A 25,966-nucleotide genomic window follows, 5' to 3' on the forward strand; every position below is an offset into this window, starting at 1 on the left:
ATAACGGGTTAGCTGGTCAGCGCGTCCGGGTGCCGGGCCAGGGCCCGGCGGGCGTAGTAGGCGAAGTTGGCGCGGCTGCGCTGCGGCGACAGTGTCCAGTCGTGGGCCTCGCGGGCCAGCTCCTCGGGTAGCTCTTTGACGGTGCCGGCGGCCATCGCGGCCAGCTGCAGTTTCGCGGCGCGCTCGATGAGGATGCCCAACGAGCACGCCTCCTCGACGCTGGCGCCGGCGATGACGTGGCCGTGGTGGGCCAGCAGGACCGCCTTCTTGTCCCCCAGCGCGGCGGAGATGATCTCCCCCTCCTCGTTGCCGACCGGCACGCCGGGCCATTTCTCCAGGAACGCGCAGTCGCCGTAGAGCGGCGTGGTGTCCATGTGGGACACGATCAGCGGAACTTCCAGCATCGACAGCGCGGCCACGTGGAACGCGTGCGTGTGCACGATGCATTGCACATCGGGGCGGGCGCGATAGATCCAGCTGTGAAAGCGGTTGGCGGGGTTGGCGATTCCGTCTCCCTCAAGGACGTTGAGGTCCTCGTCGACCAAAAGCAGGTTGGCGTCGGTGATCTCGTCGAAGCCCAGACCGAGCCGCTGGGTGTAGTAGGTGCCGTCCCGCTCGGCGCGGGCGGTGATCTGCCCGGCCAACCCGGAATCGTGCCCGGCGTCGAACAGGGCGCGGCACGTCAGGGCGAGCTTCTGGCGGGTGGTCAGCGGCGCATCGGCGGCGTCCTTGGATTGAAGGGCCGTCAACTGCTCGGCCGCGCGGCGCATCAAGTCGGATTTCGAATCGGTGAACGTGCTGGCCATAACGGGCTCCCTCGGCGATATGACACGATAGTATCACTATAGGAAACCTTGTGTCATGAGAGGGGCGGCCGGTGACGGCACTGCTGCGCGCGGTCCGCAAGCAACGCGGCCTCACTCTCGAGGCCCTCGCCCAGCAGACCGGGCTGACCAAGAGCTACCTGTCCAAGATCGAACGCCGGCGCAGCACGCCGTCGATCGCGGTCGCCCTCAAGGTCGCCAAGGCGCTGGACGTCGACGTCGGGCGGCTGTTCTCCGAGGAGGCGGCCCACGAGAAGATCACCGTCGAACGGGCCGCCAGTGCGGAGGGTGAGCGCTACCGGGTGCTGGCCTCGTCGGTGCTGGGAAAGTCGATGTCGCCGTTCGTGGTTCGCCCGACCGAAAGGCCGGCCGACGACCCCCATCCCGAGCACACGGGTCAGGAATTCCTGTTCGTGCACGCCGGGACCGTCGAGCTCGACTACGGGGATCAGACGTTCACCCTCGGGCCCGGCGACAGCGCCTATTTCGACGCCTCGATCGGCCACCAGGTCCGGGCCGTCGGCGCCGAACCCGCCGAGGTCGTCGTCGTGGCTACCAGGGACGCGTCGAGCAGGTGACTCCGGTGGTGGCGCTCTGGGTCACCACGACCTGGCCGTCCACCGCGATCTGGCACTGAATCTGCGGCATGTTCGACGAGTCGCAGTCCGGCCAGTGGCATCCACCGCTGGCGTTGACGAACGCCCACTGGTTGGGGTCGGCCAGGGTGGCGTTGTAGACGAGCGGCTGCCCGGCGGTGAACGCCGTCTGCACGGTGTTCAGGAACTGCGACGAGTTCGAGTTGAAGGCCGCCTGGCTGGGCGGATCGCTGTTCATGTACCTGACGTTGCCGGTCAGGTTGCCGGTGGCGGTGATCGTGTACGTCACCTGGTGGCCGGCGGGATCCGCGTGGGAGGTGGCGGGCGTCGCAATCATCGCAGCGGCCGCGGCAAACGTCGCCGCCGCGATCCCCGTGGTCGCTATTCGCACGTTCGTCATATCTCAAACGCTACCGAATCCGTTACCGCCGTATCCGGGAAACGGCCTCTACCACGCGGGGCGTTCACCTTCAGGTCGCGCGGCTGCGGTATGAAGCAGGAGTGAGCGACGATTCGGAACATGCCGGCATCAGCCGCCGCCGGTTACTCACATCGAGTGCGGCCTCCGCGGTTCTCGGCGGCGTCGGGGTGGGCGGCGCCGCGCTGCTGTGGTCGCAGCCCGCCGGCCCCCGCGGGCCCGCGGCCTGGCTGCAGTCCGACCGCAACGGCGCGCCACCGATCGGCGGGCTGCACCTGCAATTCGGCAGGGACGCCGCCACCGAGGTGGTGGTGTCCTGGCACACCACCGACGCCGTCCGCAATCCGCGCGTCCTGCTCGGTACGCCGACATCCGGCTTCGGCCGCACCGTGGCCGCCGAGACCCGCACGTACCGGGACGCCAAGTCGGGCACCGAAGTTCGAGTCAACCACGCCCGGCTGACCGACCTGACCCCGGACACCGACTACGTGTACGCCGCGGTGCACGACGGAGCCGAACCGGAACAGGGCACCGTACGAACGGCGCCGTCGGGCCGAAAGCCCTTGCGGTTCACCAGCTTCGGCGACCAGTCCACGCCGGCTCTGGCCAAGATGCCCGACGGCCGCTATGCGACCGACAACATCGGCTCGCCGGCGGCCGCCGACACCACCATCGCCATCGAGCGCCTCGGCCCGCTGTTCAACCTGGTCAACGGCGACCTGTGCTACGCCAACCTGGCCCAGAACCGGATCCGGACCTGGTCGAACTGGTTCGACAACAACACCCGCTCGGCCCGCCACCGGCCCTGGATGCCGGCGGCCGGCAACCACGAGAACGAATTGGGCAACGGGCCGATCGGTTACGGCGCTTATCAGACCTACTTCGCGGTGCCCGATTCCGGGTCCAGCCCCCAGACCCGCGGCCTGTGGTACTCGTTCACCGCCGGATCGGTGCGGGTGATCAGCCTGGCCAACGACGATGTGGCCTACCAGGACGGTGGCAACTCCTACGTGCACGGCTACTCCGGCGGAGAGCAAAGGCGCTGGCTGGCAAGCGAACTCGCCGCGTCCCGGAGCGACCCGAATATCGACTGGGTGGTCGTGTGCATGCACCAGACGGCGATCTCCACCGCCGACAAGACCAACGGGGCCGACCTGGGCATCCGGGAGGAATGGCTGCCGCTGTTCGACCAGTACCAGGTGGACCTGGTGTTGTGCGGCCACGAGCACCACTACGAACGCTCGCATCCCGTGCGGGGCGCGCTGGGGACCGACACCCGCACGCCGATCCCCGTCGACACCCGAAGCGATCTCATCGACTCCACCCGGGGCACGGTGCATCTGGTCATCGGCGGCGGCGGCACCTCGGCGCCGAGCAACGCAATGTTCTTTCCCGAACCCCGGTGCCGGGTGGTCACCGGCGTGGGGGCGTTCGACCCCGGGCTGCGGCGCAAGGCGCCGATCTACGTCCTCGAGGACGCGCCGTGGTCGGCGTTCCGCGACCGCGACAACCCTTACGGCTTCGCGGCTTTCGACGTCGACCCGGGCCGCCCCGGCGGCAATACCTCGATCAAGGCGACGCATTACGCGTTGCGGGGCCCGCTGGGCGACATGGTCGTGATCGACGAATTCACCCTGACCAAGCCGCGCCGCGACAAAAGCTAGCTCAAAACAACGTCTCCTGAACGGGTTGCGGCGTTTCGGCCGAAACCGCTTGGGAGAACGGGCGATGATCGCCGGCGAGCCGGTACTTGGCGATCAGCGGGGCGGCGCGCTCGCGTAGCATGTCGCGATAACCCTGCGGCAGGTAGGCGCCCCGCCGGTACAGCTCGCGATAGCGGCCGACCAGTTCGGGATGCGAGCGCGCCAGCCACGACATGAACCATCCGCGGGTCGAGCTGCGCAGGTGCAGGCCGAAAACCGTCACGCTGCCGGCGCCGGCGGCCGCGATCTGGCCGAGCAGCGCGTCGAGATGCTCGGCGGAATCGGTGAGATACGGCAGCACCGGCGCGACCATCACGTGGCAGTTCAGCCCGGCGGCGGTGATCGCGCCGATCAGGCCGAGCCGCGCCTGTGGCGTGGGCGTGCCGGGCTCGACGTCGCGGTGCAGCTCGGCATCCCCGACCGCCAGCGACACCGCGACCGACACCGGGACCTGCGCCGCGGCGTCGGCGATCAGCGGCAGGTCGCGGCGCAGCAGGGTGCCCTTGGTCAGGATCGAGAGCGGGGTGCCCGATTCGGCCAGGGCGCCGATGATGCCGGGCATCAACGCGTAGCGCCCCTCGGCCCGCTGGTACGGATCGGTGTTGGTGCCCAGGGCGACGGTCTCGCGCTGCCACGACGGCCTGCGCAGCTCGCGACGCAGCACCTCGGCCACGTTGGTCTTGACGACGACCTGGGTGTCAAAGTCGTTGCCGCAGTCCAACTCCAGGTATTCGTGGGTGGGCCGGGCGAAGCAGTACCGGCAGGCGTGCGAGCAGCCGCGGTAGCCGTTGACCGTATAGCGGAACGGCAGGGCCGACGCGTTGGGCACCTTGTTCAGCGCGGACTTGCACAGCACCTCGTGAAAGGTGATGCCGTCGAACTGCGGCGAGCGCACGCTGCGGACGAAGCCGATGCGTTGCAGCCCCGGCAGCGCCCCGTCCTCGACCGGTTTCCCGTTGACCGCGACGGCCTGGCTTGCCCACCGCATCCCGCTATTCGAACATCAGTTCGAGATACAGTCAAGTGCCATGGCCCATCCGCCCCGCTGCGCCGCCGAAGCCCGGCCTTGTGCGTGGTAGCAAACCAGATTATTTTCGGGTGACCGAACCGAAGGCGGGGTGTTGCACGCATGCGTTTGATCCATGTCGCGGCGGCGGTTGGCATTCCCGTCGTTGTGCTGATGGGGGCGTCGCCGGCCGGCGCGGAAACCGGCGCCGTCGGTTATGCCCAATGCGTCGGAGGCGACACGAAGCCCCCGCCGCCGGGCGTGAGTGCAGACGTGTGGTTCCCCAGCGTCCATGTGATCGACCACGACATCATTTCGGGTGTGCCGGCCGCCGAAGTGGTTGAGAGGCTGGTGAACATGGGCGTCAACCGGGACGACGCCGTTCGCCGCGTGCAGTGTTATCTGGTCAACTCACCGCATTAGCCCGCTTCTGCCGCCTACCGCGCGGGGCTAAGCTGCGGATCGTCGCCCTGGACGTCAGCCGCGAGGAGTTATGACCGAACGCATCGAGACTTCCCGCACCATCGCCGCACCGGCGTCGGACATCTTCGCCGTGCTGTGCGACCCGCAGGGCCACGTGGCGATCGATTCGTCCGGGATGCTCCAGGACGCCGACGGCGATCCGGTGCGCGGCGTCGGTGACCGCTTCGTCGTGCACATGGATCGCGAGTCGTTGAACGACTTTCCGCAACTGGGCAAGTACGACGTCACCGTCGAGATCAAGCAGTTCGAGCAGGACCGCCTGATCGCGTGGACGGTGCTCGGTCAGATCCAGCCACCGATCGGCCATGTGTACGGCTATGCGCTCGCGCCGGCCGAAGACGCCTCGGCCACCGTGGTCACCTCGTTCTACGACTGGTCGGACATCGACCCCAAGTGGCGGGAAGCCGAGATTTTCCCGATCCTGTCCGAGGGCGCGCTGCGGGCGACCCTGGGAATTCTCGACCGCACCGTCCGCCGCGGTTATCCGCGAGGAATATTGCTGTAAGCCCGGCGGCAGGAGGGACCGACATGTTGCATTCGATGGTTCTGGCGAGTTCGGACCCCGTCGCCGCCGGCTTCATTCTGCGTGGCATCAAAGGGATTTTCGTCGCGATCGGCAGCATCATCGCCGCAATAGTCTGCGGCGTCATCGCCATGATGAAGGGCCGCAATCCGCTGGGATGGGGAATCCTTGGACTGTTCTTCTCCATCCTCACCCTGATCGTGGTGATCGTCATTCCCAGCAAGAAATGACCGGGCCGCGCCGGCCCGCGCCGGCGCGCTAGAAGGGCGGCGGCTCCCCGTCCCCCACGGCGTGGGTCGATTCGGAATACCAGGCGTACGAGGGCCTTTCGGCCAGGCGAGCCGTTCGGTTGTGTTTGCGTTCGGCGGCGATGCGGGTGGCGCGGTCTTGGGTGCGGGTGCGGCGGCGTTGGGGCATCATCGCGGTGCGCTGGGCGCAGTGGTTCGGGGGTGGGTCGGCTTCGGGGGCCGCGATCGCGCCGGTGGCCGCGCACAAGCTGGGAAACAACAGCGCGCTGCCCGGGGTGGTCACATAGGTGTGCCCGGCCGGGGAGGTGAAGATCAGCGTGCCATCGGGCAGCTGCTTTTCCTGCCAGCCCCAAAACGTTTTCACCAAATGATGCGTACGGCACAGCGCCTTGAGGTTCGACGCGTGTGTGGGGCCACCGGCGGCGTAGGGGATGGTGTGGTCCACATCGCAGGCGGTGGCCGGGCGATCACAGCCGGGCCAGCGACACGTCAGATCCCGACACCGCACAAAATCGGCCAGCGCCCGCGAGGGCACATACCCCGGCTCCGGGGCGGCGTCGCCGGGATGGGTCAACGGCACCAGTGTGGCCGAGGCCGCCAGCTCGGCGAGCACCTCCGGGGGGATCAATCCCTCGGCGCCGACCTCGGCACCCGGGGTGGATGCGCGACCCTCCAGCACCGCGTGTTCGCCGATCACATGGACAGTCACCGGGCCCGCGGCCCGCCCCCCGGCCGCGCAATCCGCGCGCCCGCAGCGACACCCCAGCCGATCGGCGTCGGCGGCCAACGCCCCCAATGCATCAGCGCGGCGCTGCTCCCGAGTCCGTGGGTCATGCGCACACACCGTGGCCGCCAACCCATCCAGGCGCCGATCCAGGGCGTGGGCATCCGGGGCATACAGGGTGGCCTCCAGATGCGCCAGCCCATCGCCCATGTCGGCCATCCACACCTGCCGGCCGGCCGCGCGCTCCTGGCGCCGCCGCACCGCATCCACATCAGCCTTGGCCACGACCTTGTCGACCTGGGCCGCCAACCGGCCCTGACTCAACGACGGCCACCGGCCCACATTGGCCGCCAACACCGCGTCCACCGAACGCAACACCTCGAGGTCGGTAATCAGATCCGTGCGGAACACGATCGTCTGAAACATCCGATAATCGATATCCCCGGCGCCAAACACCGCCCCCACCAGCGGCAACCGCTCCCGCATCGCCCGGGCGTAGCGCACCCGGCTCGCGGCCAACCCCTGGCCGATCCGCAACTGCGCGCCCACCTCCGCGGCCACCGCCGCCTCGGTGTCCACCGCCCACTCCTCGCTCTCCGCACAGCGCGAGAGCCGATAGGCAAACAACTCCCCGATCGCCACCAACTGCGCCGCCGCCGCCCGATTCTCCACCCGCGCCACAACCCCGAGGTGCTCCAACAACGCCGCCGACTCCCGCGTCGACGACGGATGACAACGCTCAACGAGCTCATCAAGCTCCGCGATCACCGCACGCCGCCGCACCTCATCGAACATACGTTCGACTATGCCACAGGCAACCGACAAACCGCCTACCAGGCCCGAAACGGGCTACCGGCCCAGCCGCGCAAGCACGTCGGCGACAACGGTCTCCGAAGCGACGGCCGACTGCTCCCCCGTCCCGAGGTCCTTCACCCCGACCGTGCCGGCCTCGATATCGCGGTCGCCCAGCACCAGGGCGACCCGGGCGCCCGACCGGTCGGCCGCGCGCATCGCGCCCTTGAGCCCGCGGTCGCCGTAGGCCAGGTCGACGCGCACCCCGGCGGACCGCAGTTGACCGGCCAGCACCGCCAGCCGCAGCTTGGCCTGCTCGCTCAACGGCACCCCGAAGACCTCGCAGCGCGCCGCCGTCCCCACGCTCTTGCCCTCGGCCCGCAGCGCCAGCAGCGTGCGGTCCACGCCGAGCCCAAATCCGATGCCGGACAGGTCTTGTCCGCCGAGCTCGCGCATCAGGCCGTCGTAGCGGCCCCCGCCGCCGATGCCCGACTGCGCGCCCAGCCCGTCGTGCACGAACTCGAACGTGGTCTTGGTGTAGTAGTCCAGCCCGCGCACCATGCGCGGGTTGATGACGTAGGGCACCCCGAGCGCGTCCAGATGCGCCAGGACGGTGTCGAAGTGCTGCTTGGCCGCATCGGACAGGTGGTCGAGCAGCACCGGCGCATCGGCCGTCATGGCCCGCACCTCGGGTCGCTTGTCGTCGAGGACGCGCAGCGGGTTGATCTCGGCGCGCCGGCGCGTCTCGTCGTCAAGCGAGAGCCCAAACAGGAACTCCTGCAACAGTTCTCGATACGCCGGTCGGCAGCTGTCGTCGCCGAGCGAGGTGATCTCCAGCCGGAAGCCGTCGAGCCCCAGGGAGCGAAAACCCGCGTCGGCCACGGCGATGACCTCGGCGTCCAGGGCCGGGTCGTCGACGCCGATCGCCTCCACGCCGACCTGTTGCAGCTGGCGATAGCGGCCGGCCTGCGGGCGTTCGTAGCGGAAAAACGGTCCCGCGTAACAAAGTTTGACGGGCAACGCGCCGCGGTCCAATCCGTGTTCGATGACGGCGCGGACCACGCCGGCGGTCCCCTCGGGCCGCAGCGTCACCGAACGATCGCCGCGGTCGGCGAACGTGTACATCTCCTTGGACACCACGTCGGTGGACTCGCCCACGCCGCGCGCGAACAGCGCGGTGTCCTCGAAGATGGGCAGCTCGATATCGCCGTAACCGGCGCGGCGGGCGGCCCCGAGCAGTCCGTCGCGCACCGCGACGAACTGGGCCGAGTCCGGCGGGACGTAGTCGGGCACGCCCTTGGGCGCAGAAAATTCCGCCACCGGTTACAGGCCTTCGAGGAAGGGGTTGAGGCGCCGCTCGGCGCCGATGGTGGTGGCGTTGCCGTGCCCCGGCAGCACCACCGTCGCGTCGTCGAGCACCAGGAGTTTGTCGACGATCGAGGTCAGCAGGTCGCGCCCGCTGCCGCCGAACAGATCGGTGCGCCCGACCGACCGCTCGAACAGCGTGTCGCCGGTGAACACCAAGTCCTTGTCCCCGGTCACCCGGAACACCACCGATCCGCGCGTGTGCCCGGGGGTGTGGTCGACGTTGACCGTCACGCTGCCCAGGTCGAGCTTGTCGCCGTCGCGGTCGAGCTCGACGACCTGCTTGGGCTCCCGCCAGAAGGCGCCCGCCACCAGCTGCGCCAGCCGTGGGCCCAGGCCGTAGATCGGGTCTTTGAGCATGAACCTGTCCTCGGGATGGATGTAGGTCGGGCACCCGTAGGTGTCGGAAACCTTCTGCGCCGACCACATGTGGTCGATGTGCCCATGGGTCAGCAGCACCGCCGCCGGCGTCAGCCGGTTCTCGTCCAGGATGCGCCGCAGCGGGGCCATCGCCCGCTGACCCGGATCCACGATGACGGCGTCCGTTCCCGGCCGCTCAGCCAGCACGTAGCAGTTGCACTGCAACATGCCGGCGGGAAATCCGGTGATCAACACGGATCCCATTTTCCCATGGGGCCCACTTGACACGAGTCGCGGCGCCCACATTAGCCTGAGCTGGCCACCTCACGGGTTTATGGGGCTCCGATCCAATCATGGAGGCATAGCGGCCGTGCCGACCAACGAACAACGACGTGCCAACGCCAAGCGCAAGCTCGAACGCCAGCTGGAGCGGCGCGCGAAGCAAGCCAAGACGCGCCGGATCGTGTTGATCGCGGCCGGCTCGATCGTGGCCGTGGCCGTGGTCGTGGCGGTGGTCCTGACGATCGTCAACACCAAGCACGAACACAAGAGCAACACCGCGGCGACGACGACCAGCAGCAGCTCGCCGGAGAGCACGACGCCCGCCGGGCCCGCGCCGTCCGCCCCGCCGTTGCCGGCGTTCAAGCCGTCGGCCGAGGTCGGCGCCAATTGTCAATACCCGGCAACGCCGGAGCCCGCGGCCAAGCAGGTCAAGCCGCCGCGCACCGGCAAGGTGCCGACCGATCCGGCGCAGGTGAGCGTCAGCATGGTGACCAACCAGGGCCACATCGGCCTGATGCTGGCCAACAACGAATCGCCTTGCACCGTCAACAGTTTCGCGAGCCTGGTCGGGCAGAAATACTTCGACAACACCAAATGCCACCGGCTGACCACCTCACCGGGGCTGGGCGTCTTGCAGTGCGGCGACCCCAAGGGCGAAGGCACGGGCGGCCCGGGCTACCAATTCGCCAACGAATACCCCACCGACCAGTACCCGCCGAACGACCCCAAGGCGCAGGAGCCCGTCCTCTACCCGCGCGGCACCCTGGCCATGGCCAACGCCGGGCCCGGCACCAACGGCAGCCAATTCTTCATGGTCTACAAGGACTCCCAGCTGCCGCCGCAATACACCGTGTTCGGCACCATCCAGCCCGACGGGCTCGCCACCCTGGACAAGATCGCCAAGGCCGGCGTCGCCGGCGGCGGCGAGGACGGGGCACCCGCGACCGAGGTCACCATCACCTCGGTGCTGCTCGACTGAGTCCGAGCGGGGCTCAGGCCGCCGACGTCACCCGGTAGACGTCGTACACGCCCTCGACGTTGCGCACCACGTTCAGCAGGTGGCCGAGGTGCTTGGGGTCACCCATCTCAAAGGTGAACCGGCTGATGGCAACTCGATCACCGGACGTGGTCACAGACGCGGACAGGATGTTGACCTTCTCATCGGCCAGCACGCGCGTGACGTCCGACAGCAGCCGGTGCCGGTCGAGCGCCTCGACCTGAATGGCCACCAGGAACACCGACGACGGCGACGGCGCCCAGTGCACCTCGATGATGCGCTCGGACTGCTGCTGCAGCGAGGCGGCGTTGGTGCAGTCGGTGCGGTGCACGCTGACCCCGCCGCCGCGGGTGACGAACCCCATGATCTGGTCGCCGGGCACCGGCGTGCAGCACTTCGCCAGCTTGGTCAGCACGCCCGGGGCACCCGGGACCGAGACCCCGACGTCGTCGCTGCTGCGCGGGCGCCGCAGCATGGTCGTCGGGGTGGACCGTTCGGCGAGGTCTTCTTCGGCCTGGTCGATGCCGCCGAGTTCGGCCAGCAGCCGCTGCACGACGTGCCGGGCCGACACGTGCCCCTCACCGATCGCCGTGTAGAGGGCGGACACGTCGAGGTAGTGCAGCTCGCGGGCCACCGCCGACAGGGTCTCGCCATTGACCAAGCGCTGCAACGGAAGTCCCCCGCGACGCACCTCGCGTGCCATCGCGTCCTTACCGGCCTCCAGTGCCTCCTCGCGGCGCTCCTTGGCGAACCACTGCCGGATCTTGGCCTTGGCGCGCGGTGACACCACGAACTGCTGCCAGTCCCGCGACGGCCCGGCGTTGGCCGCCTTCGAGGTGAAAACCTCGACGACTTCCCCGTTTTCCAGCTTGCGTTCCAGCGCCACCAGCCGTCCGTTGACCCGGGCGCCGATGCAGCGGTGGCCGACCTCGGTGTGCACGGCGTAGGCGAAGTCCACCGGCGTGGAGCCGGTCGGCAGGGTGATGACGTCGCCCTTGGGGGTGAAGACGAAGATCTCTTGTACCGCAAGGTCATACCGCAACGATTCGAGGAATTCGCCGGGGTCGGCGGCCTCCCGTTGCCAGTCGAGCAGCTGGCGCATCCACGCCATGTCGTCGATCTCGGCGGCGGCGTGCGGATGCGGAACGCCGTTGCGCCCCTTGGCCTCCTTGTAGCGCCAGTGCGCGGCGATGCCGTATTCGGCGGTGCGGTGCATGTCGCGGGTCCGTATCTGCACCTCCAGCGGCTTGCCCTCGGGGCCGACGACCGTGGTGTGCAGTGACTGGTACACGCCGTAGCGGGGCTGGGCGATGTAGTCCTTGAACCGGCCGGCCATCGGCTGCCACAGCGAATGCACCACGCCCACAGCGGCATAGCAGTCCCGGATCTCGTCGCACAGGATGCGGATGCCGACCAGGTCGTGGATGTCGTCGAAGTCGCGGCCCTTGACGATCATCTTCTGGTAGATCGACCAGTAGTGCTTGGGCCGGCCCTCCACCGTCGCCTTGATCTTCGAGGCGCCCAGCGTGCTGACGATCTCGGCGCGGACCTTGGCCAGGTAGGTGTCGCGCGACGGCGCGCGCCCGGCGACCAGCCGGACGATCTCCTCGTACTTCTTGGGATGCAGGATCGCGAACGACAGGTCTTCCAACTCCCACTTGACGCTGGCCATACCCAGCCGATGCGCAAGGGGCGCAATGACTTCCAGCGTCTCGCGGGCCTTGCGGGCCTGCTTCTCCGGCGGCAGGAACCGCATGGTGCGCATGTTGTGCAGCCGGTCGGCCACCTTGATCACCAGCACGCGGGGATCGCGCGCCATCGCGGTGATCATCTTGCGGATCGTCTCGCCCTCGGCGGCGCTGCCCAGCACCACCCGATCCAGCTTGGTCACACCGTCGACGAGATGGCCGACCTCTTCGCCGAATTCTTCGCTCAAGGCGTCCAGGGTGTAGCCGGTGTCCTCGACGGTGTCGTGCAGCAGCGCGGCCACCAAAGTCGTGGTGTCCATGCCCAATTCGGCCAGGATGGTGGCGACGGCCAGCGGGTGGGTGATGTACGGGTCGCCCGAGTGGCGCAACTGGGTGGCGTGGCGCTGGTCGGCGACCTCGAAGGCGCGCTGCAGCATCGACACGTTCGCCTTCGGGTAGATCTCCCGGTGCACCGCCACCAGCGGTTCGAGCACCGGGTTGAGCGTGCTGCGCTGCGCGGTCATCCGCCGGGCCAGCCGCGCCCGGACCCGCCGCGACGCGCTGCTGGACGTCTTCAGGGACTCGGTCGGCGGCTCCGGCGCCTCCATGGGCTGCGTGATGGCCGGCGGCTCCGTGACTTTGGTGGGCGCGTCGAGCGCCTGGGACGCGCTGTTGTCATCCGCCACGTGTGGTCACCTCCGAATTCGAGGATACGTCCTCTCGATCCGATGACCCGGCTCCTTCTCGCGCCGTCCCCGTCGCCGCTCCGCGGCCGGGAGGTACCCCCGTCGCGGCGCGCACCGCCGCCGGAGGCGAGAGCGCTACTCGCACATCAGGCTGTGCACCGGCAGCGGCGCGACCGCGTCCCGGCCGCCCAGCCCACCGAGTTCGAACAGCACCGCCGCCGCCACCACGTTCGCCCCGGCGCGCTCGAGCAGCCGGGCCGACGCCGCCAGGGTGCCGCCGGTGGCCAGCACGTCGTCGACGATCACCACGTTGCGTCCGCGCAGGTCAATGCCCTCGCCGGGGATCTCCAGCGTGGCGGTGCCGTATTCCAGGTCGTACCGCTCGGCGTGCACCGGCGGCGGCAACTTCCCGGCCTTGCGGATGGCCAACACGCCCGTGCCCAGCCGGTCGGCGACGGCCGCTGCCACCAAAAACCCCCGGGCCTCGATGCCGGCCACCAGATCGGCGCCGGACGCAAGCTCGGCCACCGCTCCGGTGATCGCCGTCATCGCCGTCGCGTCGGCGAACACCGGGGTGAGGTCCTTGAACTGGATCCCGGGCTTGGGGAAGTCGGCCACCTTGCGCGTCAGCGACGCGATGAGCTCCGCCACGGGCGTCCGCCCGCCCACGTTCGTCACGGCAACCTCACTGCACCAGGGCCCATCGGTCCATGTTCCAGCCCACACCCCACCGGGTCGGGTTGTTGCTCACCGCGTACATCTTCTTGGACATCAGCAACGTGCGCTGCTGCCGGTACAGCGGCAGGGTGGGCATGTCGCCCCACAGGATCGGCGCGGTTTCGGCCAGCAGCCTGACGCGCTCGGCGGCATCGGCGGACACCGCCAGCGCCCCGATCGCGCTGTCGACCTGGGGATTGCTGTATCCGGACAGGTTGTTGCCGTTGCCGGTGTGCAGGGCGTACGCGTCCAGCGCCGAGGACCCCGTCGAACCGCTGCCGGTCGCGCCGCCCGTGCTGGCCAGCAACGCGTCGATCTTCCCGTCCCGCAACGCCCGCGGGCCCGAGCTGTCCAGCGTGACGCCGGTGACCGTGATCCCGGCCGCGGCGCACGATTTGGTGATGACGCCCACGTTGACCGCGAGCCGCGCGTTGGGCCCCTGGTAGCCGATCCGCACCGCCAGCGGCGCACCGCCCAGCGCGTTGCGCGCGGCGACCGGATCCGCCTTGCCGAACGGGCCGGCCTCGGCGGCCCCGTCGGCCGCGGTGACGGCGTCGTCGCCGGCCGGGCTGAGGCGTGAATTGGCGATCGGCGTCCCCGCGTCGTGGGCCAGCGCGTCGCGCGGCGTGCACAGCGCGACGGCCCGGCGCGCCTTGGGCGCCGCCAGCGGCCCCTGCGGGGCGAAGAACAGCTGCTCGATGCCGTCGGACGGGGCATCCGAGCGCTCGTAGTTGTCGGGCGTGGCCAGCGTTCCCGACGAGCCCGCGGCGACGTCGACCACGTCGACGGTGCGGTTGTTGACCCGGTCCTGGATGTCGGGCCCCTGCGGCCACACCGTGATCCGCTTGGTGATGGCCCGCGGCCCCCACCACCGGTCGTTGGCGACGAGCACCACCGCCCCGCCCTCCAGGACGGACCCGATCTTGTAGGGCCCCGACGACGGAAAGCGCTTGAGGTCGACACCGGGTTTGAGGTCCCAGATGGTGTTCCACAGCTTCGCGATCTGCTGCACCAGCGGCGCGTTGTGGCTGAGCAGCGCCGCGGTCACGTCGACGTTGAGCTGGTCGGCGATGACGTGCGAGGGCATCAACGAGGTCGCGGTGAACAGCTGGTTGTAGTCGACGACGCCGCGGTCCGGGACGAACGACACCCGCGCCTTCTTCTGCCCAGGGATGCACTCGACGTTGGCGATGTCGATATAGCCGCCCTGAGTGGCCGCATCGAATTCCGGGAAGCGGCCGGACTGGGCCGCCCACGCGAGCACGATGTCGTCGCAGGTCAACGGCTTGCCGTCGGAGTAGACGGCGTTGTCGGCGATCTGGTAGTCCAGCACCAGCGGCGTGCCGCCGACCACCGAAACGGTGCCGAAGTCGCGGTCGGCGACGATCTGCCCGCCCGGCCCGTGGTAGCTGAACCCGGTGAGCGTGCGGGCGAAGGCCTGCGCGCCGGCCGAGGCGGCGCCGGCGACGGTGTTGGTGTTGTAGGTGCCCAGCGGGCCGTCGACCACGTAATCGACCTCGGAGGCGGCGCTACCGGCGCACGCGGTCACCACGAAACCCGCGACCAGCGCCACCGTCAGCCCGGCGCTGATCCACAGCGCGATGTTGTGCCGGCCGGTTAGCGCGCCATCGGCCCCAGTTCCCCGGTACCTGGTGGCCATCGCGTCTACCGCCGGCCGACGTTCCGCTTGCCGGTGGGACGACGAGTCCCGGTCGGCCGCACGGGACGGGCCCCCGGCGCAGGCTTGCTCGGCGCGGGCTTGGACGGCCCCGACGGCCTCGACGCCGATTCGGCGGCGTCGGCCTTGGCATCCTCGTCGGGGACGTCGGCGACGTCGTCGGCGTCCGGCGCGTTCTCGGCACCCGCGCGCGCACCGCCGGCGCGCCGCCGCAGGACGCGGCGGGTGTGGGTGCGCACCAACTCGGTGCGTTCCCGCATGCTGACCAGCAGCGGCGTGGCGAAGAAGATCGAGGAGTAGGTGCCGACGATGATGCCGATCAACTGCACCAGCGCCAGGTCCTTCAGGGTGCCGACGCCCAACAGCCACACCGCCACCACCATCAACGCCAGCACCGGCAGCACGCCGATCAGGCTGGTGTTGATGGACCGCATGAACGTCTGGTTGATCGCCAGGTTGGCCTCTTCGGCGAAGGTGCGCTTGGGTTTGTGCTGGAAGCCGTGGGTGTTCTCCTCGACCTTGTCGAACACGATGACGGTGTCGTAGAGGGAGAAACCGAGGATCGTCAGCAGGCCGATGACGGTGGCCGGGGTGACCTCAAAGCCCACCAGCGAGTACACCCCGGCCGTCACGGCCAGGTCGAAGAACATCGCCGCGATCGCGGCCAGCGTCATGTAGCGCTCGTAGCGGACCGTGATGTACACGCCGACCAGCGCCAGGAACACCACCAGCGCGAACAGCGCCTTCATGGTGATCTGGTCGCCCCAGGTCTCGGAGACCGCCGAGTCGCTGATGGCCTGCTTGCTGGGCTTGCCGTCGGGTCCCTTGGGCCCGAACGCGTCGAACAACGCGTTGCGCAGCTTAGTCGTCTGGTCGTTGGACAGCGTCTCGGAGCGAATCTGCACGGTCGCCGCCGCGCCGTTGCCGACGACGACCACCGATTCCGCATCGTTGCCGAGGGTCTTGCGGAACACGTCCTGGACCTGGGAGGTGTGCACCGTGCCGTGCGTCCCGTTGGCGGGCATCGACACCGTGGTACCGCCGTTGAAGTCGATGCCGAAGCTGAAGCCCCGCAACACGATGGACAGCAGCGCGACCGCGACGATCGCGCCGCTGATGCCGAACCACAGCCGCCGCCGTCCGACCACCTCGAACGCGCCGGTGCCGGTGTAGAGGCGCGACAGGAAGCTGTGGTGCGGCGCCCCGGCGGTGCCGGCGGCGCTGGCGGTCAATTCGGTTGTGCCTGCCGAGGTTTCGGTGATCTCGGTCGCGTCATTGGAGGCCATCACGTCATCCCCGTCCCGTCGTGACCTGCGACGAACCCCGGCGTTCGCGGGCGACCTGCTGGATTGCGCCCAGGCCGTTATATGCGGGCTTCGCCAACGTCGGTGACTTGGAGGCCAGGTAGACCAGCGGCCACGTCACCAGGAACACCACCACCAGGTCCAGGATCGTGGTGAGGCCCAACGTGAATGCGAAGCCCTTCACCTGGCCGATCGCCAGCGCGTAGAGCACCGCGGCGGCCAGGAAGGTGACCGCGTTGCCCGACACGATCGTCTTGCGCGCCCGCGTCCACCCTCGCGGGACCGCCGACCGGAACGAACGCCCTTCGCGGATCTCGTCTTTGATGCGTTCGAAGAAGACGACGAACGAGTCCGCGGTGGTGCCGATACCGATGATCAGACCGGCGATGCCCGCCAGGTCGAGGGTGTAGTTGATCTGGCGACCCAGGATCACCAGGATCGCGAAAACCATTGCGCCGGAAGCGGCCAGCGACAGCGCCGTGAGCAGTCCCAGCACCCGGTAGTAGAGCAGCGAATACAGCAGCACCAGGACCAAGCCGATCGCGCCGGCGATCAACCCCGCGCGCAGCGACGTCAAACCCAGTGTCGCCGAGACGGTTTGGGCCTCCGACGATTCGAACGACAGCGGCAACGAACCGTATTTCAGGACGTTGGCCAGCTGCTTGGCGGTCGCCGCGGTGAACGGCGGGTCGCCGCCGCTGATCTGGGTGCGGCCGCCGGGGATGGCTTCTTGGATCATCGGGGCGCTGACGACCTGCGAGTCCAGCGTGAACGCGGTCTGGGTGCCGATATGGGCGGCGGTGAAGTCCGCCCAGGTGTTGGCCGCCGCGGACTTGAACTGAAGGTCGACGACGTAGCCGATGCCGCGCTGGTTCTGGCTCGAGGTGGCGTCCTGGATCTGGTCACCGCTGATGATGGACGGACCGAGCAGATAGGCCACCTTGTGGTCGGTCGAGCAGGTGATCAGCGGCTGGGTGGGGTCGTCGTTGCCGGCCAGGATGTCTTCTTTGTCGCAGCGCGTCGCCTGGAACTGCAGGGCCAGGAACTGGATGCCCTGCCGGGTGCTCTGCCGCCACTTCTTCTCGTCGGCGATGCGCTCGGCGAGGTCCTTGCGCGGATCCGGCGACGCGGGCTGCTCGGCCGGCGGCGCCCCGGGGGCCGGGGTGGCCGGGGCGGGCGCCGGGGCCCCGGGAGCCGGAGCGGGAGGCGCGGGGGTGGGCGCCGGCGGCGGATCCTGCGGGTAGGGGCGGGGCTGGGCGCCCGGCTTGCCTCCCGGCGCGGGCTGTCCGGCCGGGGGCGGGGCCGGCTGGCCCGGCGCGGGTTGGCCGCTGGGCCCGGGTTCTGCGGGCGCGGGTTCTGCGGGCGCGGGCTGGCCGGGTGCGGGCTGGTGCGCCGGGGGCTTGGGCTCGGCGCTTTGGGCCGGCATCGAGTTGAGCACCGGACGGATGTACAGCCGGGCCGTCTGGCCCAGGTTGCGGGCCTCGTTGCCGTCGTTGCCGGGGACCGTGATGATCAGGTTGTCGCCGTCGACGACGACCTCCGAGCCGGACACGCCGAGCCCGTTGACGCGGGCGCCGATGATCTGCTGCGCCTGCGCCAGCGCCTCGCGGCTGGGGCGCGAGCCGTCCGGGGTGCGCGCGGTCAGCGTGACGCGGGTGCCGCCCTGCAGGTCGATCCCGAGCTTGGGGGCGGCGCGCTTGTCGCCGGTGAGGAACACCAGCAGGTAGACGCCGATGAGCAACACCAAGAAGACCGACAGGTAGCGGGCAGGGTGCACCGGCGCCGAAGACGATGCCACGTTCCTTCTATCTCCTCGAGAATCGGTTACTTACCCCGGACAGAGCCTAGAAAAGCCTACGTGGCCCCGAGGAGCCCGTCGCGCAAGCCGCCCTCCCCCGAAGTATTAGGCGTCAGGAATCCTTGGCGACCGAGCCCTCGTCGGCGGGCTCGTCCCCGTCGACCAGATCCTCGTCGTCGTCGGGCAGGATGCGGTCGCGGATCGCCAGCTTCATCCAGGTGGTCACCACGCCGGGGGAGATCTCGAGGTCGACGGTGTCATCGGTGATCGCGACGACGGTGGCCTGCAGGCCCGACGTGGTGTGCACCCGGTCGCCCGGGCTCAACGACTCGTGCAGGTCGATGGTGGCCTGCATCGCGCGCTTCTGGCGCCGCGACGCGAAATACATGAACCCGCCCATGATGAGCAGGAACGGCAGGAACAGGATCAAACTCTCCATGGGCGCGCCTGTGTCTTTCTTTCTTCGGATTTCGGGGGTGGGTGCCGGTGCGACGCGGACGCCGCGCACCTCATCACGGTCCAGTGTGCCCGTTCAGTCTGGCAGGCCGCGGCCCGTCACCGGCCGCCGCGGTGCGACCGATGCTCGCCGGAGGCAAGCTCGATAGGCTTTCAACGTGGCGTGACACGCGCGCCGCGGGAGGGAGTACGTGGTGGCCGGCCTCGAGCAGACTCGCCAACTGGTCACCGAGATCCCCGGCCCGCTCTCGCTGGAACTGAGCAAGCGCCGGGCGGCGGCGGTGTCGCACGCGGTCAACGTCTCCGTCCCCGTCTTCGTGGCGCGCGCCGGCGGCGGCATCATCGAGGACGTCGACGGCAACCGGCTCATCGACCTCGGCTCCGGCATCGCGGTGACGACTATCGGCAACTCGGCGCCCCGGGTGGTCGACGCGGTGCGCGCGCAGGTCGCCGAGTTCACCCACACCTGCTTCATGGTGACGCCGTACGAGTCGTACGTCGCGGTGGCCGAGACGCTCAACCGGATCACCCCGGGCTCCGGCGAGAAGCGCTCGGTGCTGTTCAATTCCGGCGCCGAGGCCGTCGAGAACGCCGTCAAGGTCGCGCGCGCCTACACGCGCAAGTCGGCGGTGGTGGCGTTCAACCACGCCTACCACGGCCGCACCAACCTGACGATGGCGCTGACCGCGAAGTCCATGCCCTACAAGGCCGGCTTCGGCCCGTTCGCGCCGGAGGTCTACCGGGCGCCGCTGTCCTACCCCTATCGGGACGGCCTGATCGACAAGGAGCTGGCCACCGACGGGGAGAAGGCCGCCGCGCGGGCCATCCGGGTCATCGACAGCCAGATCGGCGCCGACAACCTGGCCGCCCTCCTGATCGAGCCGATCCAGGGCGAAGGCGGGTTCATCGTGCCGGCCGAGGGATTCCTGCCCACCCTGCTGGAGTGGTGCCGCAGGAACGACGTGGTGTTCATCGCCGACGAGGTGCAGACCGGTTTCGCGCGCTCGGGCGCCATGTTCGCCTGCGAACACGAGGGCATCGAGCCCGACCTGATCTGCACCGCCAAGGCGATCGCCGACGGGCTTCCCCTGTCGGCGGTCACCGGCCGGGCCAACATCATGGACGCGCCGCACGTCGGCGGCCTCGGCGGCACCTTCGGCGGCAACCCCCTGGCCTGCGCGGCGGCGTTGGCCACGATCGAGACGATCGAGAGCGACGGGCTGGTCGAGCGGGCCCAGCAGCTGGAACGGCTGATCACCGAACCGCTGCTGCGGCTGCAGGCCGGCGACGACCGGATCGGCGACGTCCGCGGCCGCGGCGCGATGATCGCGATCGAGTTGGTGAAGTCGGGGACCGCCGAGCCCGACAAGGAGCTGACCCAAAAGCTGACCGTCGCCGCCCAGGCCGCCGGCGTCATCGTCCTGACCTGCGGCATGTTCGGCAACATCATCCGGCTGCTGCCGCCGCTGACCATCGGCGACGAGTTGCTGGCCGAGGGAATCGAGATCCTGAGCGGGTTGTTGCGCGACCTGTAAGGCCCCGCCCCCGTGGGCAATCTCACATGCAGGCCCAAGGCCGTATCATGGTGGAATACCGTTACTTTAGCTAACGTTCTATGTGTCAGCGCCGACGCGCTTATTGACTCGCTATCTTTCATTCGCAAGGGATCTGTTTATGTCGACTGCCATTCATGACGAACACCTCGACCGTCGCATCGAGGAACTCATCGCCAACGACCCCCAGTTCGCCGCCGCCCGACCGGACCCGGCGATCACCGCCGCCACCGAAGCGCCCGGGCTGCGGCTGCCGCAGATCATCCGGACCGTGCTCGACGGCTACGCCGACCGGCCTGCCCTGGCGCAGCGCGTCGTCGAGTTCGTCACCGACGCCAAGACCGGGCGGACGACGGCCGAGCTGCTCCCCCGTTTCGAGACCATCACGTATGGCGAACTCGGCGAACGGGTTTCGGCCCTCGGCCGTGCCTGGGCCGGCGACGCGGTGCGCCCCGGCGACCGCGTCTGCGTGCTCGGCTTCAACAGCGTTGACTACGCCACCATCGACATCGCGCTGGGCACCATCGGGGCCGTGTCGGTGCCGCTGCAGACCAGCGCGGCGATCTCGTCGCTGCAGCCGATCGTCGCCGAGACCGAGCCCAGCCTGATCGCCTCGAGCGTCAACCAGCTGCCCGACGCGGTGGAGCTGATCCTGGCCGGCGACCACGTGCCCGGCAAGCTCGTCGTGTTCGACTACCAGCCCCAGGTCGACGACCAGCGCGAGGCCGTGGAGGCCGCCGCCGCGCGGTTGGCCGACTCCGGCGTCGCGGTCGAGGCTCTCGCCGACGTGCTGCGGCGCGGCAAGGACCTGCCGGCCGTCGAGCCGCCGGCGAGCGACGAGGACTCGCTGGCCCTGCTGATCTACACCTCCGGCAGCACCGGCGCGCCCAAGGGCGCGATGTACCCGCAGAGCAACGTCGGCAAGATGTGGCGGCGCGGGAGCAAGAACTGGTTCGGGGAAAGCGCCGCGTCGATCACCCTCAACTTCATGCCGATGAGCCACGTCATGGGGCGCGGAATCCTCTACGGCACGCTGGGCAACGGCGGCACCGCGTACTTCGCCGCCCGCAGCGACCTGTCCACCCTGCTCGAGGACCTCGAGTTGGTGCGGCCCACCGAGATGAACTTCGTCCCCCGCATCTGGGAGACGCTGTACGGCGAATTCCAGCGCCAGGTCGAGCGGCGGCTGGCCGACGGCGATGCGGGCCCAGAGGCCCGCGAGACTGTCGAGGCTGCGGTGTTGGAAGAACAGCGCCAGTACCTGCTGGGCGGGCGGTTCATCTTCGCGATGACGGGCTCGGCACCCACCTCGCCGGAGCTCAAGGCGTGGGCCGAGTCGCTGCTGCAGATGCACCTGATGGACGGCTACGGCTCCACCGAGGCCGGAATGGTGTTGTTCGACGGGGAGATTCAGCGTCCGCCGGTTATTGATTACAAGCTGGTCGACGTTCCGGATCTGGGCTATTTCAGCACCGACCGTCCGCATCCGCGCGGTGAGTTGTTGCTGCGGACCGAGAACATGTTCCCGGGTTATTACAAGCGGGCCGAGACCACCGCGAACGTGTTCGACGAGGACGGTTATTACCGCACCGGTGACGTGTTCGCCGAGATCGCGCCGGACCGGCTGGTGTATGTCGACCGCCGCAACAACGTGCTCAAGTTGGCCCAGGGCGAGTTCGTCACGTTGGCCAAGCTGGAGGCGGTGTTCGGCAACAGCCCGCTGATCCGCCAGATCTACGTTTACGGCAACAGCTCCCAGCCCTACCTGCTGGCCGTGGTGGTGCCGACCGAGGAAGCGTTGGCGGACAACGATCTTGAGTCGCTCAAGCCGAAGATCGCCGACTCGCTGCAGAAGGTCGCCAAGGAGACCGGCCTGCAGTCCTACGAGGTGCCGCGCGACTTCATCATCGAGACCACGCCGTTCACCCTGGAAAACGGCCTGCTGACCGGGATCCGCAAGCTGGCGTGGCCGAAGCTCAAGGCACACTACGGGGATCGGCTCGAGCAGATGTATGCCGAGCTGGCCGCGGGACAGGCCAACGAGTTGGCCGAACTGCGCCGCAGCGGCGCGGCGGCGCCGGTGGCCCAGACCGTGAGCCGGGCCGCGGCCGCCCTGCTGGGTGCGGCGGCCGGGGATCTGTCCGCAGATGCCCACTTCACCGATCTTGGTGGAGACTCGTTGTCGGCGTTGACCTTCGGCAACCTGCTGCGCGAGATCTTCGATGTCGACGTGCCGGTGGGGGTGATCGTCAGCCCGGCCAACGACCTGGCGGGGATCGCCGCCTACATCGAGGCCGAGCGGCAGGGCTCCAAGCGCCCGACGTTCGCCGCCGTGCACGGTCGCGGTGCGACCATGGTGCACGCCAGTGACCTCACGCTGGACAAGTTCCTCGACGAGGCGACCCTGGCCGCCGCGCCCAGCCTGCCCAAGCCGGCCACCGAGGTGCGCACCGTGCTGTTGACCGGCGCGACCGGCTTTTTGGGCCGCTACCTGGCGCTGGACTGGCTCGAGCGGATGGACATGGTCGACGGCAAGGTCATCGCCCTGGTGCGGGCCCGCACCGATGAGGAGGCGCGCGCCCGGCTGGACAAGACCTTCGACAGCGGCGACCCCAAACTGCTGGCGCACTACCAGCGGCTGGCCGCCGACCACCTCGAGGTCATCGCCGGCGACAAGGGTGAGGCCAACCTCGGCCTGGACCCCCAGACCTGGCAGCGACTGGCCGAGGAGGTCGACGTCATCGTCGACCCCGCCGCGCTGGTCAACCACGTGCTGCCCTACAGCGAGCTGTTCGGCCCCAACGCCCTGGGCACCGCGGAACTGATCCGGATCGCGTTGACGTCCAAGCAAAAGCCCTACACCTACGTGTCGACGATCGGGGTGGGCGATCAGATCCAGCCGGGTGAGTTCGTCGAGAACGCCGACATCCGCCAGATCAGCGCCACCCGCGAGATCAACGACGGCTACGCCAACGGCTACGGCAACAGCAAGTGGGCCGGCGAGGTGCTGCTGCGCGAGGCGCACGACCTGTGCGGCCTGCCCGTCACGGTGTTCCGCTGCGACATGATCCTGGCCGACACCACCTATGCCGGGCAGCTCAACCTGCCCGACATGTTCACCCGGCTGATGCTGAGCCTGGTCGCCACCGGTATCGCGCCCGGGTCGTTCTACGAACTGGACACCGACGGCAACCGCCAGCGGGTACACTACGACGGTTTGCCGGTCGAGTTCATCGCCGCGGCGATCTCGACGCTGGGGACCCAAATCACCGACAGCGACACGGGCTTTCAGACCTACCACGTGATGAACCCCTACGACGACGGCATCGGGCTGGACGAGTACATCGATTGGCTGATCGAGGCCGGGTATTCGATCGAGCGGATCGCCGATTACTCCGAGTGGCTGCGGCGCTTCGAGACCTCGCTGCGGGCCCTGCCCGATCGGCAGCGTCAGTACTCGCTGCTGCCGCTGCTGCACAACTACCAGAAGCCGGAAAAGCCGATCAACGGCTCGATGGCGCCCACCGACGTGTTCCGTGCGGCGGTGCAGGAAGCGAAAATCGGCCCCGACAAAGACATCCCGCACGTCTCGGCGCCGGTGATCGTCAAGTACATCACCGACCTGGAGTTGCTCGGACTCCTCTGAGGTGAGCCAAACAGCAAGTCGCCCAGCCCTTTTGGGGCTGGGCGACCTGTTTCGGTGTGCCGACTACTGCTGCGGGTGCGGCCAACGCAGATATGCGGCGTTGCCCCCTGATCCCGCGCCCGCCCGGTGGCGGCGCCATCCCCGCTTTGGTTCGGGGTCAGACGACGCGCGCGGCTTGGTCAGCGCACCCGAGGAGACCTCGGCCGGCTGCTCGTAAACCGAATCCCGATACGGCTCAACGGCCGGTGTGCCCGTGGTGGCCGGCGCCAGCGGCTGCACGTCGCGCGCCAGGCGCACGGCGGTGCGCGCCAACACAACACCTCCGATGAAGATGATCAGCGCGCCCAGGCCCGAGAAGTAGGTGACCTCGAGCACCGCGCGCTTGCGGTCGGTCGCGGCGATCGGGTCACCGGCGGAGCCGATTCCCAGCAGCGGGGCGACGTCGCCGCCCACCACGAACCAGGCGCCGGCCAGCACGGCCAGCCAGCCGCCCAACATCGCGGCGACGCGGTTGCCGGCAACGATCAGCAGCAGGCCGCCCAGCGCGGTGGCCGCGCCCGGCGCGACTTCCAGCCAGCCCCGGGCCGTGCTCCACGCCCAGTTTCGGTCCGGCGTGTAGGCGAAGTTGAAGTGTGGACCGACAAACGGTATTAACGCCCCCCAGGCTCCCAGAATGACCAGGAGCAATCCGCTGACCGCGCCTCGCGAGCGCGGCATGCTCAGCGCGCTGGTTCGGCCGTCTTCTGCGTATTTCATGACATCCCCTCGTTGAATACCGGGCCTGTTTCCGGCTCGAGATGGGTACCCGGCGACTTCCACTAGTAACCCACGCGGCAAACGAAAGCCAACCGAGCGCCGTGGTTGTTGAGGCTGGTGGGACTGGTGTTACTGTTGAAGGCCGAGCAACAGCAGCACGATCGCCATCGCCGGAAAGGTGCCCTGGGCGAGCGCGGCGCGGGCCTTGTCGGGCGCGGACACCAGCAGCACCACCGCGGCCGCGGCCATCGATCCGATGCCGGCGAAAACGAGCGCCGCGCCAACGGTGGTGTGCCCCAACGCAATTACGGCGATGCCGATGCCGGTGACGATCGCGAGGAACAAGTTGTAGAAGCCTTGGTTGAAGGCGAGCAGCTTCGTGGTTTCGGCTTCCGCGGGGGTGGTGCCGAAGGTGGCGCGGGTGCGCGGCGAGGTCCAGGTCAACGATTCCATCACGAAGATGTAGACGTGCAGTAACGCCGCCAGCGCGGCGAACAGCAGCGCGGTCGTGATCATCGCGTCCTCCTCGTCTCGCGGTCGCTCGCACTACCTTCGCGCAAAGCGGCACCGGCAGCCAAGGGCTGCCGGTGCCGTTCGTGTTGCCGGCTACCGTCCTAGACGCCGGCGTGGTGGCGGTGGAACAGGCCGCCGGGGCGGCGGTGGAACAGGCCATGCCCGCCGCGCTCACGGGGTGCCGCGTCGGCCGGCACCGCGTCCGTCCGTGCGGGCGCCATGCCGCCCGTCTCGTCGTACATGGCCGGTTGGGCCGCCGGCACGGCGGCATCGCCCGCCGCGGGCGCCGGTTGGGTCACCACGACGTCGCGCGCGTGCCGAACGGCCAGGCGTGCCACGGCCGCCCCACCCAGGAACACGATCAGGGCGCCGAGGCCGGTGAAGTAGGTGACCTCGAGCAGGGCCCGTTTCAGGTCCGCCGCGGCCGCCGGTTGGCCGACGTCCCCGATGCCCAGCGTCGGCGCGAACGCGCGGCCGACGACGAACCAGGCGCCGCCCAGCACCGCCAGCCAGCCGCCGAACACGGCGTTCGCGCGGTTGCCGGAGAGCAGCACCAGCAGGCCACCCACCGCCGCGGCGACCCCGGGAAGCACCTCGAGCCAGCCTTTGGCCGCGGTCCAGGTCCAGGCCGGGTCGGTGGCGTAGGCCCAGTCGATGTTGGGCCCGAAGAACGGAACCAGCGCACCCCAAGCTCCCAACAGAATCAGGAGTAGCCCGGTCAGCGCGCCGCGGGTACGCGGCATGTACAGCGCGCGAGGGCGTTCGTAGTCGTGGCGCCTGTTCCTCATCTCAATCTCCTTCACGAGGCGTGATTGTTGTGAGGTTGGTTACCCACGGCGCCGCGAAGTAA

At 69.0% G+C, this 25,966-nt stretch carries 23 protein-coding genes; 8 read left to right on the top strand and 15 right to left on the bottom strand.

The annotated features are described in order from the left end of the window. Positions 1–8: 8 nt before the first annotated feature. A complete protein-coding gene (locus tag OCQ_RS16515; RefSeq protein ID WP_008258286.1) occupies positions 9–806 on the bottom strand; it encodes an aldolase in 798 nt (265 codons plus the stop codon). A gap of 71 nt (positions 807–877) precedes the next feature. Between OCQ_RS16515 and OCQ_RS16520 the strand changes: the two genes are divergently transcribed. After that, a complete protein-coding gene (locus OCQ_RS16520; RefSeq protein ID WP_008258289.1) occupies positions 878–1,402 on the top strand; it encodes a helix-turn-helix domain-containing protein in 525 nt (174 codons plus the stop codon). On the opposite strand, the gene OCQ_RS16525 is transcribed toward OCQ_RS16520, so the two are convergent. Further along, positions 1,377–1,820, bottom strand: coding sequence for a hypothetical protein (locus tag OCQ_RS16525; protein ID WP_008258290.1), 444 nt, complete (start codon positions 1,818–1,820; stop codon positions 1,377–1,379). The genes OCQ_RS16520 and OCQ_RS16525 overlap by 26 nt on opposite strands. An 83-nt stretch (positions 1,821–1,903) precedes the next feature. Here OCQ_RS16525 and OCQ_RS16530 point away from each other — a divergent pair, with 83 nt between their 5' ends. After that, on the top strand, positions 1,904–3,502 hold the full coding sequence (locus OCQ_RS16530; protein ID WP_176476842.1) for a purple acid phosphatase family protein: 1,599 nt from the start codon (positions 1,904–1,906) through the stop codon (positions 3,500–3,502). Position 3,503: 1 nt separating this feature from the next. Here OCQ_RS16530 and OCQ_RS16535 read toward each other — a convergent pair whose 3' ends face one another. Next, on the bottom strand, positions 3,504–4,529 hold the full coding sequence (locus tag OCQ_RS16535) for an Rv2578c family radical SAM protein (RefSeq protein ID WP_008258292.1): 1,026 nt from the start codon (positions 4,527–4,529) through the stop codon (positions 3,504–3,506). 141 nt (positions 4,530–4,670) lie between these two features. Here OCQ_RS16535 and OCQ_RS16540 point away from each other — a divergent pair, with 141 nt between their 5' ends. From OCQ_RS16540 to OCQ_RS16550, 3 genes are all read left to right on the top strand, one after another. Next, a complete protein-coding gene (locus OCQ_RS16540) occupies positions 4,671–4,970 on the top strand; it encodes a glycosyltransferase family protein (protein ID WP_014385295.1) in 300 nt (99 codons plus the stop codon). 70 nt (positions 4,971–5,040) lie between these two features. Next, entirely contained in the window at positions 5,041–5,535 is a 495-nt protein-coding gene (locus tag OCQ_RS16545; protein ID WP_014385296.1) for an SRPBCC family protein, read from the top strand. Between the two features lie 23 nt (positions 5,536–5,558). Further along, positions 5,559–5,783 carry a hypothetical protein gene (locus tag OCQ_RS16550; RefSeq protein WP_008258295.1) on the top strand — a complete coding sequence of 75 codons (225 nt, stop codon included), beginning with the start codon at positions 5,559–5,561 and terminating at the stop codon, positions 5,781–5,783. Between the two features lie 28 nt (positions 5,784–5,811). On the opposite strand, the gene OCQ_RS16555 is transcribed toward OCQ_RS16550, so the two are convergent. The 3 genes from OCQ_RS16555 to OCQ_RS16565 are packed head-to-tail and all read right to left on the bottom strand — an operon-like array spanning position 5,812 to position 9,297. After that, complete coding sequence (locus OCQ_RS16555) at positions 5,812–7,320, bottom strand: HNH endonuclease signature motif containing protein (RefSeq protein WP_014385297.1); 1,509 nt, start codon at positions 7,318–7,320, stop codon at positions 5,812–5,814. Positions 7,321–7,374: 54 nt separating this feature from the next. Continuing rightward, positions 7,375–8,637: a histidine--tRNA ligase gene (gene hisS, locus OCQ_RS16560; RefSeq protein WP_008258300.1), complete on the bottom strand. Its 1,263-nt coding sequence runs from the start codon at positions 8,635–8,637 to the stop codon at positions 7,375–7,377. A gap of 3 nt (positions 8,638–8,640) precedes the next feature. Beyond that, a complete protein-coding gene (locus OCQ_RS16565; RefSeq protein WP_009954373.1) occupies positions 8,641–9,297 on the bottom strand; it encodes an MBL fold metallo-hydrolase in 657 nt (218 codons plus the stop codon). A gap of 115 nt (positions 9,298–9,412) precedes the next feature. On the opposite strand from OCQ_RS16565, the gene OCQ_RS16570 reads away from it, so the two are divergent. Next, positions 9,413–10,303: a peptidylprolyl isomerase gene (locus tag OCQ_RS16570; protein ID WP_009954372.1), complete on the top strand. Its 891-nt coding sequence runs from the start codon at positions 9,413–9,415 to the stop codon at positions 10,301–10,303. A 13-nt stretch (positions 10,304–10,316) separates the two neighbouring features. Here the strand turns inward: OCQ_RS16570 and OCQ_RS16575 are convergent, their stop codons facing one another. The 6 genes from OCQ_RS16575 to yajC all read right to left on the bottom strand — a co-directional run bounded on the left by OCQ_RS16575 (position 10,317) and on the right by yajC (position 18,631). After that, positions 10,317–12,629 carry a RelA/SpoT family protein gene (locus tag OCQ_RS16575; RefSeq protein ID WP_369751752.1) on the bottom strand — a complete coding sequence of 771 codons (2,313 nt, stop codon included), beginning with the start codon at positions 12,627–12,629 and terminating at the stop codon, positions 10,317–10,319. A 201-nt stretch (positions 12,630–12,830) separates the two neighbouring features. Next, entirely contained in the window at positions 12,831–13,373 is a 543-nt protein-coding gene (locus OCQ_RS16580) for an adenine phosphoribosyltransferase (protein WP_041785094.1), read from the bottom strand. Positions 13,374–13,380: 7 nt separating this feature from the next. Then, the gene (locus tag OCQ_RS16585; protein ID WP_014385299.1) at positions 13,381–15,072 is read right to left on the bottom strand and encodes an ABC transporter substrate-binding protein; all 1,692 of its coding nucleotides are present in this window, start codon (positions 15,070–15,072) and stop codon (positions 13,381–13,383) included. Between the two features lie 5 nt (positions 15,073–15,077). Further along, entirely contained in the window at positions 15,078–16,376 is a 1,299-nt protein-coding gene (secF, locus tag OCQ_RS16590) for a protein translocase subunit SecF (protein WP_038538709.1), read from the bottom strand. Between the two features lie 4 nt (positions 16,377–16,380). Beyond that, entirely contained in the window at positions 16,381–18,192 is a 1,812-nt protein-coding gene (gene secD, locus OCQ_RS16595) for a protein translocase subunit SecD (RefSeq protein WP_014385301.1), read from the bottom strand. 112 nt (positions 18,193–18,304) lie between these two features. Then, positions 18,305–18,631, bottom strand: coding sequence for a preprotein translocase subunit YajC (gene yajC, locus OCQ_RS16600; RefSeq protein ID WP_008258310.1), 327 nt, complete (start codon positions 18,629–18,631; stop codon positions 18,305–18,307). 211 nt (positions 18,632–18,842) lie between these two features. Here yajC and gabT point away from each other — a divergent pair, with 211 nt between their 5' ends. Then, positions 18,843–20,183, top strand: coding sequence for a 4-aminobutyrate--2-oxoglutarate transaminase (gene gabT, locus OCQ_RS16605; protein ID WP_041785721.1), 1,341 nt, complete (start codon positions 18,843–18,845; stop codon positions 20,181–20,183). A 139-nt stretch (positions 20,184–20,322) separates the two neighbouring features. Next, entirely contained in the window at positions 20,323–23,847 is a 3,525-nt protein-coding gene (car, locus tag OCQ_RS16610; protein ID WP_014385304.1) for a carboxylic acid reductase, read from the top strand. Between the two features lie 63 nt (positions 23,848–23,910). Here car and OCQ_RS16615 read toward each other — a convergent pair whose 3' ends face one another. The 3 genes from OCQ_RS16615 to OCQ_RS16625 all read right to left on the bottom strand — a co-directional run bounded on the left by OCQ_RS16615 (position 23,911) and on the right by OCQ_RS16625 (position 25,904). Then, on the bottom strand, positions 23,911–24,603 hold the full coding sequence (locus OCQ_RS16615) for a hypothetical protein (RefSeq protein WP_008258315.1): 693 nt from the start codon (positions 24,601–24,603) through the stop codon (positions 23,911–23,913). Between the two features lie 129 nt (positions 24,604–24,732). Beyond that, complete coding sequence (locus OCQ_RS16620; RefSeq protein WP_008258316.1) at positions 24,733–25,119, bottom strand: DUF1304 domain-containing protein; 387 nt, start codon at positions 25,117–25,119, stop codon at positions 24,733–24,735. A gap of 98 nt (positions 25,120–25,217) precedes the next feature. After that, positions 25,218–25,904, bottom strand: a complete 687-nt coding sequence (locus OCQ_RS16625) for a hypothetical protein (RefSeq protein WP_036459436.1) — start codon at positions 25,902–25,904, stop codon at positions 25,218–25,220. Between the last annotated feature and the right edge of the window lie 62 nt (positions 25,905–25,966).

It is taken from the genome of Mycobacterium paraintracellulare (assembly GCF_000276825.1).
Lineage (GTDB): Bacteria > Actinomycetota > Actinomycetes > Mycobacteriales > Mycobacteriaceae > Mycobacterium > Mycobacterium intracellulare.

What these genes read in the sequence shown, in the direction of transcription:
- OCQ_RS16515 (WP_008258286.1), bottom strand. Translation starts at nt 806, where the DNA reads ATGGCCAGCACGTTCACCGATTCGAAATCCGACTTGATGCGCCGCGCG.
- OCQ_RS16525 (WP_008258290.1), bottom strand. Translation starts at nt 1,820, where the DNA reads ATGACGAACGTGCGAATAGCGACCACGGGGATCGCGGCGGCGACGTTT.
- OCQ_RS16535 (WP_008258292.1), bottom strand. Translation starts at nt 4,529, where the DNA reads ATGCGGTGGGCAAGCCAGGCCGTCGCGGTCAACGGGAAACCGGTCGAG.
- OCQ_RS16540 (WP_014385295.1), top strand. Translation starts at nt 4,671, where the DNA reads ATGCGTTTGATCCATGTCGCGGCGGCGGTTGGCATTCCCGTCGTTGTG.
- OCQ_RS16545 (WP_014385296.1), top strand. Translation starts at nt 5,041, where the DNA reads ATGACCGAACGCATCGAGACTTCCCGCACCATCGCCGCACCGGCGTCG.
- OCQ_RS16550 (WP_008258295.1), top strand. Translation starts at nt 5,559, where the DNA reads ATGTTGCATTCGATGGTTCTGGCGAGTTCGGACCCCGTCGCCGCCGGC.
- OCQ_RS16555 (WP_014385297.1), bottom strand. Translation starts at nt 7,320, where the DNA reads ATGTTCGATGAGGTGCGGCGGCGTGCGGTGATCGCGGAGCTTGATGAG.
- OCQ_RS16585 (WP_014385299.1), bottom strand. Translation starts at nt 15,072, where the DNA reads ATGGCCACCAGGTACCGGGGAACTGGGGCCGATGGCGCGCTAACCGGC.
- secF (WP_038538709.1), bottom strand. Translation starts at nt 16,376, where the DNA reads ATGGCCTCCAATGACGCGACCGAGATCACCGAAACCTCGGCAGGCACA.
- yajC (WP_008258310.1), bottom strand. Translation starts at nt 18,631, where the DNA reads ATGGAGAGTTTGATCCTGTTCCTGCCGTTCCTGCTCATCATGGGCGGG.
- car (WP_014385304.1), top strand. Translation starts at nt 20,323, where the DNA reads ATGTCGACTGCCATTCATGACGAACACCTCGACCGTCGCATCGAGGAA.
- OCQ_RS16615 (WP_008258315.1), bottom strand. Translation starts at nt 24,603, where the DNA reads ATGAAATACGCAGAAGACGGCCGAACCAGCGCGCTGAGCATGCCGCGC.
- OCQ_RS16620 (WP_008258316.1), bottom strand. Translation starts at nt 25,119, where the DNA reads ATGATCACGACCGCGCTGCTGTTCGCCGCGCTGGCGGCGTTACTGCAC.
- OCQ_RS16625 (WP_036459436.1), bottom strand. Translation starts at nt 25,904, where the DNA reads ATGAGGAACAGGCGCCACGACTACGAACGCCCTCGCGCGCTGTACATG.